This window comes from Rheinheimera mangrovi (assembly GCF_003990335.1).
In the GTDB taxonomy this organism is placed as follows: Bacteria; Pseudomonadota; Gammaproteobacteria; order Enterobacterales; family Alteromonadaceae; genus Pararheinheimera; species Pararheinheimera mangrovi.
The window spans coordinates 2,907,608-2,921,919 of sequence record NZ_CP034683.1 but is presented as its reverse complement, the minus strand read 5'-3'; the positions used below and the strand labels follow the sequence as shown (position 1 = coordinate 2,921,919).

At 46.6% G+C, this 14,312-nt stretch carries 13 protein-coding genes; 6 read left to right on the top strand and 7 right to left on the bottom strand.

Annotation, left to right across the window (positions count from 1 at the left end; all coding sequences use genetic code 11):
• Positions 1–2 precede the first annotated feature (2 nt).
• The 3 genes from EK374_RS13095 (at position 3) to EK374_RS13085 (ending at position 1,432) form a co-directional block, all read left to right on the top strand.
• A complete protein-coding gene (locus EK374_RS13095; protein WP_127024342.1) occupies positions 3–515 on the top strand; it encodes a GNAT family N-acetyltransferase in 513 nt (170 codons plus the stop codon).
• A gap of 63 nt (positions 516–578) precedes the next feature.
• Positions 579–1,214, top strand: coding sequence for a hypothetical protein (locus EK374_RS13090; RefSeq protein WP_127024339.1), 636 nt, complete (start codon positions 579–581; stop codon positions 1,212–1,214).
• On the top strand, positions 1,199–1,432 hold the full coding sequence (locus EK374_RS13085) for a hypothetical protein (protein ID WP_127024337.1): 234 nt from the start codon (positions 1,199–1,201) through the stop codon (positions 1,430–1,432). Before EK374_RS13090 ends, EK374_RS13085 begins: the two co-directional genes overlap by 16 nt.
• A gap of 10 nt (positions 1,433–1,442) precedes the next feature.
• Here the strand turns inward: EK374_RS13085 and ygiD are convergent, their stop codons facing one another.
• The 3 genes from ygiD to EK374_RS13070 form a co-directional block, all read right to left on the bottom strand.
• Positions 1,443–2,225, bottom strand: coding sequence for a 4,5-DOPA-extradiol-dioxygenase (gene ygiD, locus EK374_RS13080; RefSeq protein WP_127024334.1), 783 nt, complete (start codon positions 2,223–2,225; stop codon positions 1,443–1,445).
• Between the two features lie 96 nt (positions 2,226–2,321).
• Entirely contained in the window at positions 2,322–5,294 is a 2,973-nt protein-coding gene (locus EK374_RS13075; protein WP_127024331.1) for a ligand-binding sensor domain-containing diguanylate cyclase, read from the bottom strand.
• 149 nt (positions 5,295–5,443) lie between these two features.
• Entirely contained in the window at positions 5,444–8,626 is a 3,183-nt protein-coding gene (locus tag EK374_RS13070) for an amidohydrolase family protein (protein WP_127024326.1), read from the bottom strand.
• 185 nt (positions 8,627–8,811) lie between these two features.
• On the opposite strand from EK374_RS13070, the gene EK374_RS13065 reads away from it, so the two are divergent.
• From EK374_RS13065 to EK374_RS13055, 3 genes are read left to right on the top strand one after another with little or no spacing between them, the layout of a single operon-like run.
• Positions 8,812–9,063: a DUF1289 domain-containing protein gene (locus EK374_RS13065; protein WP_127024323.1), complete on the top strand. Its 252-nt coding sequence runs from the start codon at positions 8,812–8,814 to the stop codon at positions 9,061–9,063.
• A complete protein-coding gene (locus tag EK374_RS13060; RefSeq protein WP_206099203.1) occupies positions 9,060–9,635 on the top strand; it encodes an MgtC/SapB family protein in 576 nt (191 codons plus the stop codon). Before EK374_RS13065 ends, EK374_RS13060 begins: the two co-directional genes overlap by 4 nt.
• Before the next feature lie 23 nt (positions 9,636–9,658).
• Entirely contained in the window at positions 9,659–11,200 is a 1,542-nt protein-coding gene (locus EK374_RS13055) for a cation:proton antiporter family protein (protein ID WP_127024320.1), read from the top strand.
• Between the two features lie 46 nt (positions 11,201–11,246).
• On the opposite strand, the gene sugE is transcribed toward EK374_RS13055, so the two are convergent.
• The 4 genes from sugE to EK374_RS13035 form a co-directional block, all read right to left on the bottom strand.
• Positions 11,247–11,561 (bottom strand): quaternary ammonium compound efflux SMR transporter SugE, encoded by a 315-nt coding sequence (sugE, locus tag EK374_RS13050; RefSeq protein ID WP_127024317.1) that lies wholly within the window; start codon positions 11,559–11,561, stop codon positions 11,247–11,249.
• A gap of 136 nt (positions 11,562–11,697) precedes the next feature.
• Positions 11,698–12,342 (bottom strand): pyroglutamyl-peptidase I, encoded by a 645-nt coding sequence (gene pcp / locus EK374_RS13045; RefSeq protein WP_127024314.1) that lies wholly within the window; start codon positions 12,340–12,342, stop codon positions 11,698–11,700.
• A gap of 12 nt (positions 12,343–12,354) precedes the next feature.
• On the bottom strand, positions 12,355–13,293 hold the full coding sequence (locus EK374_RS13040) for a DUF979 domain-containing protein (protein WP_127024311.1): 939 nt from the start codon (positions 13,291–13,293) through the stop codon (positions 12,355–12,357).
• Complete coding sequence (locus EK374_RS13035) at positions 13,286–14,011, bottom strand: DUF969 domain-containing protein (RefSeq protein WP_127024308.1); 726 nt, start codon at positions 14,009–14,011, stop codon at positions 13,286–13,288. Before EK374_RS13035 ends, EK374_RS13040 begins: the two co-directional genes overlap by 8 nt.
• Positions 14,012–14,312 lie beyond the last annotated feature (301 nt).

Below are 14,312 nucleotides of genomic sequence, written 5' to 3'. Positions count from 1 at the left end.
CGATGAAGGCTGTACTTGAAACTCCACGATTAATCTTGCGCTCTTTTACGCTGGATGATGTGGATGCCATGTATCAACTGATGACAGTGCCAGACGTCATACGTTATGTCGGTAATAAACCAGCACAATCGAAACAGGATGTGCTGGATTATCTGCAACAGCATCCACTGCGGGATTATCAGGTCTATGGGTATGGCCGTTTTGCTTGCGTCTGGAAAGAAACGGGGCAGGTAATAGGTTTTAGTGGCATAAAATTTCTGGAAGAAATTAAAGAAACAGAGCTTGGCTACCGTTTTTTGCCAGAGTTTTGGCGCAAGGGGCTAGCTACTGAAGCCGGGCAGGCTGTTATTCAGTTTGCTCAAGGCTTAAGTTTGGAAAGATTAGTGGCTGTGATCCATCCACAGAATGAAGGTTCACAGCACGTGGCCTTGCGCTTAGGTTTTACTCTGGAAAGTAAAACCAAGCTGTCCTTGATCGAAGAATACGATTTATTACTATTTTCCCGCGCCATTTAAACAAGCCGCTTTAGTACTGATTCAGGCTCTGTTAAACTTTGCCGCCTTTTGATTGGAGTTTGTATGGCGTTGAAGTTTCAGCTCAATTTACAATCTGTTGCAGCACAGTGGCTGATCTGCCTGCTCGTTGTTGTCGCGGCTATCTGTGCCTATCAGGTGAAACCCTGGCTGGCGTTTGTGTTGTTACCTGAGCCTATGACCCAATCCCAGTTAAAACAAGCCAACGACTTTGAAGCAAAGGATCCGGAGGCTGCGCAGCTGATCCATGCTTATTTAGGCATTCGTGCTTTGATGGCTAAAGAGAAAGCGCTGCTGGAACAACATGAAGCCTGGGAAAATCAAGACCGTGACGACGGCTGGGCTGACGCTACTGAATATCTGCTGGCGCATTTAGCTGTCACCACCACCAATAATGAATTACGTATTCTTGACAGCGAATGCCGCAATACCTTGTGTCAGGTCAAATTGATGGCGCCGACACCATTGACCAAAGAATTTACCGCCAAAATTCTCGACTATGCCAAAGTACTGAAAGCGGGTGAGTTGGAATACGCTGATTTGGAAAGTTTACCAGGCGCTGTGTTATTAAAACTGAAAGCCAATAAAAGATATAAGTTTGACGACGCCACCACCAGAGATTTATGGCCTGACGAGCGGAAACAATGGGAACAGGAGCTGAAAACATGGTACACAAAATAAAATATCCGGCAGTTTTTATTCTGGTGTATTTGCTTTGTGCTCTGATAGATTTTGGCACCACCTATTACCGTCAGGCGAAAATCCCGGTGACGCAGCACAGTAGCGCTGAGTTGTCTGAGGCTATGCAACAGCTAATGCAGCAACACCAGTTAACCGGTGCTGATTTGTCTCAAGCCATCAGCGATGTGCAGCAACAGAAAAAGCGTTACCTCGAATAACGCTTTTCTTTTAGTCTGGCGTTTTGTTTCGCAACTGCACTGACAGCATAGCTAAAGCCCCATATAAAATCTCATCATTAAATAAGCTGATCTCATCGCCCTCTAGCATGCTGCCCAGCACATAAAGCAAAGGTAAAAAGTGATCCGGATGGGGCACGGCCAGTCTGGCCGCTTCACCTGAATATTGATATTGAGCTATAGCATCAAAGTTTTTTGTCAGTAAAAACTCTTTGATCTGTTGGTTAAATTGCTCAGCCCACAAAGGCGGTCTGGTGCTTTGCCAGTCCAACATTCGCAAGTTATGCACTACATTGCCAGAGCCGACAATCATCACACCTTGCTGTCGCAGCGGAGCCAGTTTTTTTGCCAGTTGCAGATGTTCAGCAGGGGCTAGATGCTGATCAAGGCTAAGCTGTACTACCGGTATGTTGGCATCGGGAAACATATGCATCAAAACTGACCAGGCACCATGATCCAAACCCCAACTTAAATCCAGAACCACCTGATGCGGTGCTAACAGGCTTTTAATTTCCGCAGCCAGTTCAGGGCTACCTGGGGCAGGGTACTGCACCTGATGCAACTCTTCAGGAAATCCATAAAAATCGTGAATAGTTCTGGGGGCGGGCATGGCTGTGACTGCCGTACCTTTGGTGTACCAGTGAGCCGAAATCATCAAAATGGCTTTGGGCTTGCGACCTTGCGTCAGCGATTGCCACTGTTGCACTAACGCATTGTGTTCCAGTGCATTCATAGGACTACCGTGGCCAATAAAAAAAGCAGGTTCAATCAACATGACACAACTCCAAAGCTACAAAAATGCAGTATAAAAGTTATGGCTTCGATTAAAAATGGCTATATTTGGCCCAATTTATTCGATTATATCGATCTGTCAGTCAATAACAGCAGCGTCCCCCTGATAGATCACCACTTTATTACGACCAGTTTTTTTGCCCTGATACAAGGCTATATCGGCGGCCGATTGCCAGCAAACCAGCTCCAGTTGTACGTCATCTAACTGAGCTAAGCCCAAAGTGGCTGTCACAGCAATTTGTTTATGATCATACTCAATCACCAATTGCATCAGGCTTTGGCGCAGTTCTTCACATACGATGAAGGCGCCTTCTGTTGTGGTTTCCGGTAACAGTAAAATAAACTCTTCGCCACCCCAGCGCGCCAGCACATCACGCTGACGTAAGCGTTGACTCAAGGCCTGCGCCACTTTGGACAACACTACATCCCCCGCATCATGGCCATAGGTATCGTTGATACTTTTAAAGTGATCAATATCCAGTAACGCCAAAGTAAAAGGTAACTTTTGACGTATGGCCTGGCGTTGCAGTAATTCAAACTGCTCAGAGAACGCCAATCTGTTCGGTAACCCGGTTAAAAAATCTGTACGGGCTTGTTGCAACAAAGCGCTGTTGGCTTGTTCCAGCGCCTCGGTACGTTGTTGCACCAATTGATTTAGTCTGATGTTTTGCTGATGCAGATTACGCACTCTGGATTGCCAGAACAGCCAGAGTAACAAAGAGGCAATCAGGCAGAAAAAAAGCCATAAGCGTTTGTCTTGCCATAAAGGCGTGGGAATTACAAAGTCTAGTGTCGCCGTAGCAATCTCAGTGGGTTCGATGGCATTTCTTACTTCAAAACTGTATTGGCCTGCTGGCAAATGAGTAAAGCTAATATGGTTTTTATGGCCGATATAATGCCATTCCTGATCAGTACCTGCACCTGACAAACGGTATTGGTACTGATGTCCTTCAGTGAAGTAGTACTCCAGAAAGCTGAAGTAGATGCTAATTTCTTTGGCCGGAGGGGCTAACTCCAGAGGCGTTTGGGCTGAAGTAACAGGATGAAACCATTGCTGTACCCCGGCTTTCACTTTGCTGATCACCAACGGAGCATTAAATTTATGCTGCTGTATATCATCTGGTTTGAAATTATACAGTCCAGCCGCTGTACCTAACCAGATATCACCTGATGCTGTACTTTGCAGCGCTCGGGTCTCCAGCAGCATGGATGTGATATTGGCCTTTTCGCCAAGAACTTTGAATGATTGTCTGGCCAGATCCATGACAGCCAGGCCTTTTTTAGTGCTGACCCAAACGGTACCGTTTTGAAGCGCCTGAATTGCAATCACTCTGTTATCAGGCAAGCCTTGCTGGCTTTGGTACAAGGTGCCTGATTTTTTTTCAAGGTCCATAAAAAATAGCCCTTGATTTGTGCACAACCAGAATTGATAAGCTGATGCTTTCTCCATGCAAAGCAGGGTGTCAGACGGTAATTGGATCGGACTGTCAGCACCACTGTGGTATCTGGTAATAAGCCCGGTGTTACGCTGCAACTGATATAAACCACTAAAACGGCTAACCAGCCATATAAATTCAGCATCTTCGCTATCAATACTAATAATGGCATCACCCGGCTGAGTGGCTATAGCATGTTGTTCTACTGCGCCAAGAGGATTTTTTTTATCCCATTTCACCAGGCCTTTTTCCCATAAACCAAGCCATAAAGTCCCGTCCGGATCTGTGGCCAGCGCTGTAACAGAAGTAAAGTTGGCGATAGTCGCGGGCAATTTGTCCTGCAAAAATGTATCGTCTTTGCCCTGAGCATGAAATAAGCCTATGTCTGTGCCCGCCCAGTAAACGCCATCTGTATCTTTGACTATGCCGGATACCTGATGATGTTGTCTGTTAGTCTCCAGACTATGTTTTTTCCATAGCTCTGTTTGCAGGTCGTAGCTGAAAATATCCTGATCCAGCCCCAACCAGATCCTATTGTCCACTATGGTCTGGCTGTAGATGCGGCGTAATGCATTGTCAGGCATAGCGGCTTCCAGTGGCAAAGGCAGATAGCGGACCTTATGTTGTAAGGGATTCACCTTGTAAATCCCTCTGTTGCGGGTAGCTACCCAAATGACCCCGGTTTTGTCTCTGAATAACTTTCGAATATCTGCTGTTTGCAGAAAATAGTCTGGTCTGGGTTGGCTTTTGTCATCAGTATTGATCTGAAAAAGCCCTGAACTGCTGCCAACCCAAAGGCGACCAGGTTGTGGACTAAACAAAGCATTGATACTGCCAAGCTCTGCCGGATATCTGTATTGTATTTCAGAGCGCTCAAAACTAAAAAAGAACAATCCAAACTGGGTGCCTAACCAAAGCCCTTGCTCAACCAACAATAATGTTCTGATCTCGTTAGATACTGCAGAGGACATTCCGCCATTGATAGTGTCTAATGTCCAATATTGATGTTCTTTCAAATCGGCCGAAAGTCTGAATAAACCTTTTGAAGTGGCCAGCCATAACACACCATCAGTAGATTCTGATAGTTGCCAGACTCTGACATTTTTCAAAGCATCAACTTGTTGCAAAACAGAAGGTTGAGCCGCCTGTACATAACGCAACCCCTCCACAGCACCTATCCAGATCCGATTTTGGCTGTCTTCAAAGAAACTTTGCACCCGGTCTGAGGGCAGTCGCTGTTCAGGAGCTGCTGTACTGGTGAAGCGCAATTGCACTTGATTGTGTTGGTCCAGCAACGTGACACCTTGACCCCAGGTACTGACCCATAAACGCTGTTCACTGTCGATCAAAAGCTGATTCACATTGGCAAATTTCGGGTTTTTCTCTTGTTTTCTCAAGACGGACCAAGCTTCTAACTCATAACCGTCGAAACGCTGTAAGCCATCCAGCTCACTTGCAAACCAAATATAGCCTTGTTGATCCTGTGTGATGTCATAGCTGACTAAAGGCGCATCGGTGTACTGTTGTGCCAAAGCAGAGAATTGCGGCGGTGCTGCTAAGCAGCAGCAAAGCAGTTGCAGAGTGAACAGGATGAATACTGTAAAGACAGGACGCATATTAAAAAAGTCTCTTGAAAACAACTAAATAGGTCCTGATATGTTGAGAATCCATAACACTGATGATCCTAGCAGTGCAGACAAAATATGCAAAGTAACCCCAGAAAATAAAAAACCGGCCTGAGCCGGTTTTGTGATCAACGAAGCATTTAATGAGTTTTTGGACTAAAAAACCAGGGCGCCCGTTGTTTTTTCTCCGGATACACCTGGTTCATCGATTCAGCGTCATACAAACGGCCGTTGACCATACTGTATTTCACTTTGTCAGTGTCCATAATGTTTTTCAGCGGATCGGCATCCAGGATAATCAGGTCGGCCAGTTTGCCGGCTTTAATAGAACCTAATTGATGATCCATACCAAAGGTTTTGGCCGGGTTAATGGTGGCTGTTCTTAGTGCTTCCAACGGGCTCATGCCGCCTTGGGCAAACATCCAGATTTCCCAATGCGCACCTAAACTTTCGCGCTGACCATGAGCACCAATGTTGGTGACTACGCCTAAGTCGGATAGCTCTTTGGCCATTTTGGCAATAGAAATATGGTTGTAGTGATGATCCGGGGCTTTAGGACGACGCATGCTGCGTGGACGCAGTTCATCTGCTGGCACATACTGGCTTAATCGCGGATGTTTCCAGACATCAGTTTTATCGTACCAGTAGTTCTCACCAAAAATACCGCCATAGGCCACAATCAAGGTGGGCGTATAGGCCGTGTTGCTTTGTTGCCACAGTTGTTTCACATCGTCATATAACACTGCTGCAGGTAAAGAGTGCTCCAGTGTGGTGTGACCATCCACCACCATACTCAGGTTATGCTGCAGTAAAGAGCCGCCTTCAGGCACCACCAGCATTTCCAGTTCACGAGCCGCTTCAATCACCTGTTGGCGCTGATTACGACGAGGCTGGTTGTAGCTTTTCACCGAAAAGGCACCGACTTTTTTCAGCCGCTCTAAGTGAAATTTCGCATCGTCCAGACTGTCGATATGAGAGGTATAGCCTGCGCCATAAGCACCGTACAAAATAGTACCAGTGGAGAATATACGTGGGCCCACAGTGATGCCGGCTTTTTGCAATTCACTGGCGGTGAATATTTCCTGAGTGTCATTGGACGGGTCGTGAATAGAGGTGACACCCAAAGCAAGACTTGCGTAGTTGGCATAGTTTTGTTGTGGGATCAACTGATTGACACCCTGAGCGCCGTGGGCGTGTGCATCAAACAAACCCGGCAATAAGGTTTTGCCTGTGATGTCGATGACTTCAGCCTCTGCCGGAACTTTGACATCAGCCTTAGTGCCAACAGCTTTAATTTTATTGCCTTCAACCAGCACTACAGCATCCTGCAGTACCGTATCGCCTTCCATGGTAATCACCTGACCACCAACAAAAGCGATTTGGCCTTGGGGTTTATCCATAGGCACGCTAAAGCCAATATTGCTGCCGTTTTTGGCATCAACTTTCACTTTGCTGTTTACATCAAACAAACCGGCAATACTGTGATGATACAGCTCTGGCCCTAAGTGCCAGTACAAGCTGCTGCTGTCGGATGTCCAGCTGATATCAGTACCGGCTTTGACGGACAGTTGCTTCACCGGGAATTGTTTATCTGAACCGCTGATATCAATCACTGCACCCCGTTCGGCAAAAGGTGTGACATAAACTTTAAAGCGATCGACAAAAGCTAAGTACTTGCCATCCGGCGATAACTTAAACTCAGTACCATACTTCGCTGTGTATAAAGTGCGTTGCTGCTCTGTGGCCAAATCTATGCTGAGCAGTGTTGGTGATTCGCCATAATCCTGGGCAAAAACTCTTTTACTGTCTTTGCCAAACATAGGGGCAAAGCCATTACGGCTGAGAAGTTTAGGTTTATCAGCGCCACTGACGCTGACCGCATAAAGGCCGGTATTCAGCGACCACTTTTTGTCCAGCAATGAGCCGGCACCAGATTTGCGGTACACCACAGTGCGACCATCAGGGCTGAAAGTCGGTTCGACATATTTGCCCGCTTCAGGTGTTAAATCACGGCTTTGGCCTGTGGCTAAATCCAGCAGTTTGACCCGGCCTTGTGCTGTATCATGCCAGCTGACATACACCAGCTTGCTGCCGTCACGAGAAAACTGCGGGTAAAACTCAAAATGTTCACTTTGGCTGGTCAGACGCTTTGCTGAACCTGATTTTAAGTCTTTGATATATAAATGACCTAAAGCCGAATACACAGCTTTTTTACCGTCAGGCGATATATGCAGGTTACCAAGCACTTTGACGTCTAGCTGGTCTTTATCTAAATCCTGCTTAAATTTAACCGCCTGCTGAATTTTTTTGCTGCGCTCCACAGAAAACGGAATGTCGGTTTTGGTTTTGCTGGCAATATCCAAACTATTGATTTTACCACCTGCCCAGTACACCAGCTTTTTGTTATCCGGTGTCCAGCTTAAGGTTGGATAAACCCCATGAATAGCCCAGGTTTCCTGCATATCGCGGTCTAGTTGGTTATCCAGTTGAATATGCTCGCCACTTTCTAAATCATATAAAAACAAGGTGGTCTGGAAATCGACACGGCGGATATAAGCTAAATATTTGCCATCAGACGAAGGTGTAGGGCGGATAGCGCCACCAGCGCCTTGTAGCAGCACATCAATTTTGCCGGTTTCACGCTCAAAGCGTTTAATGACATAAATGCCTTGTTCTGAGTCTTTGCTGTAATGGAAGGTTTTGCCCGGCGTATCGTCCTGTGAAAAATAAATGTATTTACCGTCAGGTGAAAACGCGGGTTCTCCCAGATCTTTTTGGTCACTGGTTTTGGCTGTCAACATCACACCAGCACCGCCTGATTTATGATATTGCCATACTTCACCGGCACCTAAAGAACGACTGGCGGTAAAGTGTTTGCGGGCGACGATAAACTCGCCATCCGGACTCCAGGCAGGACTGTTTAATAAGCGGAAGGTTTCTTCTGTGACAGCTTTTTGCTCAGAACCATCAGCTTTCATCACCCATATATTGTCGCCACCTCCCTGATCACTGGTAAAAGCAATGTATTTGCCATCAGGGCTAAACACTGGCTGCATTTGCCAGCCTATATCCGAAGTTAAGGCTTTGGCTTTGCCACCGCTTATCGGCATAGTGTAAATATCACCCAATAAATCAAAGGCGATGGTTTTGCCATCCGGGCTGACATTCACATTCATCCAGGTGCCTTGTTGCACGTCGATTTTTATGTCAGTGAATTTGCCTGCGGGTTTATCGACATTCCAGCCTGGTTTTTTATCATCGGCTGCGACTGCCAAAGTGGAACATAAAGCCAGGGCTATCAGACTGTAGTTATAGTTTTTCATCAGTGGACCTCTTGTTGGTTGAACGTACGCTGCCATAAAGCCAAAGCAGCGTAAAGCCTCACAAGCAAAACTGCGGTTAAAGACCCTACATTTCGGACTGATTACAGGTTCAGTGGAGTAAAACTTTGGCCTGCATCAAAAAGTGGTTACACTGGAGTGAGTTAGAATAAATAGCCGGAGCTGAAGTGGAATCTCCTTGTGTTGCCTGTTGCAGGCTCAATGAAGAAAAAGTGTGTGTAGGTTGTTATCGCCATATGGATGAAATTGTCGACTGGCGTAAAAAAACGCCAGAAGAGTATCAACAAATTTCATTGAATATTCAAAAGCGTAAAGCCGTTGCCCGCAGTTTAGGTGAAACAGTGCCTATGACTGAAGCCGAGTGGAAAGCGGCCAGGGCTCGTAACGCACAAAAGTTAATGGCCGGAGGCGCAGTATGATGCTGGATCCAGTCTGGTTTAATATCAGCCCTTTATCCTGGCAGGCCATAGGCATCACCTTATTAAGTGGCAGTATTGTTGGATTAGAGCGGCAGCTGCGGGGTAAACCTGCGGGGATCCGTACTTCTATTCTGATCACTTTGGGCACTTATTTATTTGTCGCCTTGTCGTTGCCTTTAGGCCATGCGGTCCTTGATGCCAATCGTATGGTGGGGAACGTAGTCACAGATCCAAGCCGTATTATAGGTCAGGTGGTGACGGGAATAGGTTTTCTTGGCGCTGGCGTCATGCTGACCCGTGAAGGCATAGTGGTAGGTGTGACTTCTGCTGCGACTATTTGGGTGCTTGCCGCTATAGGGGTTGCTACAGGTTTAGGCCATTATCAGGTAGCAATTTGGTTATCTGTCGTAGTAGTCGCGGTGTTAACAGGGGTAGATATGCTAGAAAATGCCAGTGCAGCCCTACGTCGTGGTGTACACAGAACAACAAAAGACTGGATAGCCCGTAAAGCAGGTGATAGTGCAGGTAATAGCCATGAACAGTCAGAAACAGAGCCTGATCAAGGCAAATAACAAAAGATAAATACAGGATTGTTATGTTAGAAGCGGTATGGATAGGATTTGCCTTTAGTTTAGGTTTGTTGGTGCGCTTAATTGGCTTGCCACCTCTGATTGGCTATTTGGCGGCTGGTTTTATGATCACGGCCTCTGCAACAGAATTGGATTTACCTAAAGAAGGCAATGCCATTATTGCCCATGTTGCACATTTAGGCGTGTTGCTGCTGTTATTTACCGTAGGTTTAAAACTCAATATCCGCAGTTTAGGTAAACCAGAAGTCTTAGGCGGCAGTCTGGCTCATTTTGCCAGCTCAGCTTTGCTCTACACCCCTATTATCTATCTGACCTTTGAACCTGATTGGTATTATGCTCTGATGCTTGCCGCTGCTTTGGCGTTTTCCAGCACAGTGCTGGCGGCTAAAGTACTGGAGGGTAAGCGCGAAATTCGGGCTTTCCACGGCCGTGTCGCCATCGGCATTCTGGTTATGCAGGATTTAATAGCGATGGCGCTTTTGAGTTTTACTCAGGGCATTACGCCTTCGCCTTTTGCTTTACTTGTGCTGTTGGTGCCTTTACTAAGACCGCTGCTGTACAAGTTAATGGATTTAACAGGCCATGACGACTTGCAGATTTTGTTTGGTGTCTTGCTTGCTGTGGTATTAGGCGGCTCAGGCTTTCATGCCATAGGCTTAAGTTCTGAATTAGGGGCTCTGGTATTTGGTGCTTTGCTGGCTGGGCACAACAGAGCAGGGGAGTTGTCTAAAACCTTATGGGGCTTAAAGGAATTTTTCCTGGTAGGCTTTTTCCTGCAAATAGGTTTAGGGGGCTTACCTGATCAACAAGCCTGGCTCTTTGCAGCATTGATGACCGCATTGCTGCCTTTTAAAGCTGTGCTGTTTTTTGCGCTGTTGGTGTTATTCAGGTTACGAGCCCGTAGTGCCTTTTTATCTGGCTTAGCTCTGAGTAACTACAGTGAGTTTGCGCTTATTGTCGCAGCCAGTGTGATGCCGCAATTTCTTATTCCACTGGCTTTAACTGTGGCTTTATCTTTTGTGGTTTCTGCACCTTTAAACCGTTTTGCTCACCCTTTGTATGAACGTTTAGCACATAGGCTCATTCCGTTTGAACGTGATATTCATCACCCGGATGAACAACCTGTGTCTTTGGGCGACGCTGAAGTGTTGATTATGGGCATGGGACGCACAGGCTCTGCTGCCTATCAATATCTGGAGCATAAATGCCATTTGGTTGCATTAGACTCTGACCCAGCCAAAGTGGCAGAGCATCAGGAAAAAGGTAATAACGTGCTGTTTGCGGATGCAGAGGATCAGGTGTTCTGGCAGGGGTTAACATTGGGTGGGATTAAAGCTGTAGTGCTTTGTTTAAACGATGTGGAAGCCAAAGTGATAGCGACCAGAAAGCTGCGGCAAGCAGGCTTTGGTGGTTTGATTGTCTCGCACAGCATGCACAAAGATGAAGCCGCAGCTATTTTGGACGCGGGTGCTGATCATACCTATCTAACTATGTCAGAAGCTGGTGTGGGTTTAGGTGAACGAGTACGGCAGCATATTACGCTTTAACTTTTAGCGGGGCACAACAGTGCCCCTTATATTTCAGAACTAAAACTTAAGAACTGAGTTTTAAACCAATAATACCTAATAAGATCAGGCCAATACTGATTAAGCGTCCTGCAGTTGCCGGCTCACCTAACAAGTAAATTCCGACTATCACAGTGCCGACCGCACCTATGCCAGTCCAGACCGCGTAGGCTGTGCCTACAGGTAAATCCCGCATCGAAAGCCCAAGCATGCTGATACTCAAAAGCATAGCGCCAAGGGTCCAGACCGATGGCCAGAATTTGGTAAAACCTTCAGTGTATTTTAAACCTACAGCCCAACCGACTTCCAATAAGCCAGCCACAACAAGCAATAACCAGTTCATAAGGTATTCCAGTTTTTGAAGTTGGGGTCGTCCCCGAATTATTGATGCGCTATCGGGTCGTCCCGATAGGCCACAGTAGAAAAAGCGCGGAAATTTTAACCATGCGGGCGCTTTAAGGCAAGCTCCAGGATGATATCTAGTCGAGTGTGCCCGCTGCTATTTGTAAATCTTCTGTGCTTTGCAGTGCGACAGGCAAACAGAGTTTTAGTGCGCGCACTACCATATCTACAGGCATTGATGCCACAGCTTTACCAATAGCTTGTTCCGGTGCAAAAGGGATATGTAAAAAACCAGCCCGCACTTTGGGTTTATCTTTCAACTGGTGCATCAGCGCGTAAAACACTGTATTACAGACATAAGTGCCAGCTGTGTAAGACACAGCAGCGGGGATGCCTTGTTGCTTCAGGCTGTTGACCATAGCTTTGATGGGCAAGGTCGTGAAATAAGCTGTAGGGCCATCATTGACCACAGCGGCACCAACCGGCTGCTGTCCGGCATTATCGGCGATACGGGCGTCGATAAAATTAATAGCCACTTTTTCAAAACAAAGTTCGGTGCGACCGCCGGCCTGACCTAGAGCCAACACCAGCACAGGCTTTAATTCTTCGATGGCTGTTTTAAGTTCCTGCTGGCTTTTTTCAAAGACACAAGACAGCTGCCTGCTGACAATCTGCACTTCATCGTCCAGTTGATAACAGTCCAGCTGCTGTACGGCCAGCCAAGACGGATTGCTTTGTTCGCCACCAAAAGGCTCAAAGCCGGTCAGTAAAATAGTCTGCATGTGTGCTCCAGCTTAAAACATTAACAGATACATCAGAATGATATTCACGCCAAGCAGCACCAGGGCTGTTGGCGCCTGAGCTTTAATCACCGCATTTTTATCCGGCAGCTCCAGAAGTGCAGCCGGCACTATATTAAAGTTTGCCGCCATAGGGGTGAGTAAGGTGCCGCAGTAGCCACAAAACATGCCGATAGCCGCCATAATGGCCGGATCGCCGCCATGCTGCAGCACCAATAACGGAATACCAATACCAGCGGTGATCACCGGAAAAGCGGCAAAAGCATTGCCCATAATGACAGTAAATAAGGCCATGCCTATGGCATAACAAGCCACCGCCAGCAAAGGATGGTTTAAATTTAAATACAAAGTTGTCAACTTCGATACGGTTTCACCTACACCGGCCTGATTAAACAATAAACCTAAGGTGGCCAGTAACTGGGGTAATAAAAAAGCCCAGCCTATGGCTTCGATTAAACGCGAAGATTCTTTTAGTGCTTGTTGTGGTTTTTCTTTGGTGAGATACAAAGCTGCCAGTACAGCAAAAAATGCCGCTAAGCCCAAAGCGGAAAGGGTGGCGTTTTTCGGATCCAATAAAGACCAGCCATCGCCCTGAATATGCAGCAGAACCAACGCCGAAAACACCGTAAGCAAAGGGATCATCAAGGCCGGAATAAATAACCTATTGCCAAGACGTTTGACGGATTCTAGCCGCTGTTGCAGCTCTAACGTCTGATAGTTGCCACCTATAACACCGCCAAAACCTGCCACTAAGGCCATCAGCACCACTAAAGCACCGACCAGAGCAGGCGGCATAAAATCACCCAACAAGAAAATCAGGCCATAACTGAACCAGAACAAAGCGCTGCTGTATCTTTTGTCTTGGAAACTAAAAAAAGACACAGCAAAAAACAATATCGCAGCCACGTAATAAAGCAGAGTCATACTAATCATGGCGCGGCTCCTGCGAAGGTGCTTGCTTCAGTTCATCTTTCAGTTGGCGCGCGAGATAGGCGTCAAATCGGATTAAACGGGTCCCGTGAATTAAAAAGGCAGCTATGGCTGTTGGTATGCCCCAGAGCGCTATATGCAAAGGGTCAGTTTCAATACCAGATTCGCGTAAAAAGGTATGCATTAAAATAATAGCGCCAAAAGCGACAAAAATATCCTCACCAAAAAACAGCCCTATATTGTCGGTTGCAGCTGACATAGCGCGGATTTTGTATTTAATTTTGTCCGGCAGGCTCTGGTGCTTTTGCTCAAAAGCCGCTTCTGCCATAGGAGAGAGTAATGGCCGCACCATTTGTGGATGACCACCCAAACTGGTCAGGCCTGCGGCTGCTGTACTTTCACGAAGTGCCAGATACACCAGCAATAAACGCCCGGACGTAGCGGCTTTGATGTTTTGGATCCAGCTTTGGGCTTTTTCGCGCAGGCCATGCCGCTCTAAAAGACCAATAACTGCCAAAGGCAATAACAAGATCAGCGGCAAATTACGGGTTTTTAAAAAGGCTGTGCCCAGGGACTCAAGCCAGCTTATGATTGGCATTTTTACCGCCATGCCTGTAGCAAATGCCGCTACTGTGACCACCAGCACAGGGTTAAATTTTAAAATAAAACCAAGCATCACGACGGCGATGCCTAGTAAAGGCCAAAGGCTGAAATCGATCATAAAGGTCCTGTTGTTTTTGTAATCGAAGTCTATTGCTACACAAAAAGTGGCGCCAAAGCGAGAGCAAAACGCTAAAAATCATCAGAAAAGCGGCGCTTATCCTTTGCTGATTTTTCTTTTCAGGCACTGGTCTTTACACTAAAAAATGAAGTGAAATTAGGCCTCTAAGCCGCGCCACATCTGATGTTTCATCAAAAGCTCGACTCAGCGAAAAACCCTCGCTATAATGCCGCGTCCTATATAACAGGTCTGGATTGTGTGCGTAAAGACAGAGCCCGGACAAGCGAAAAGATGGCGTAGC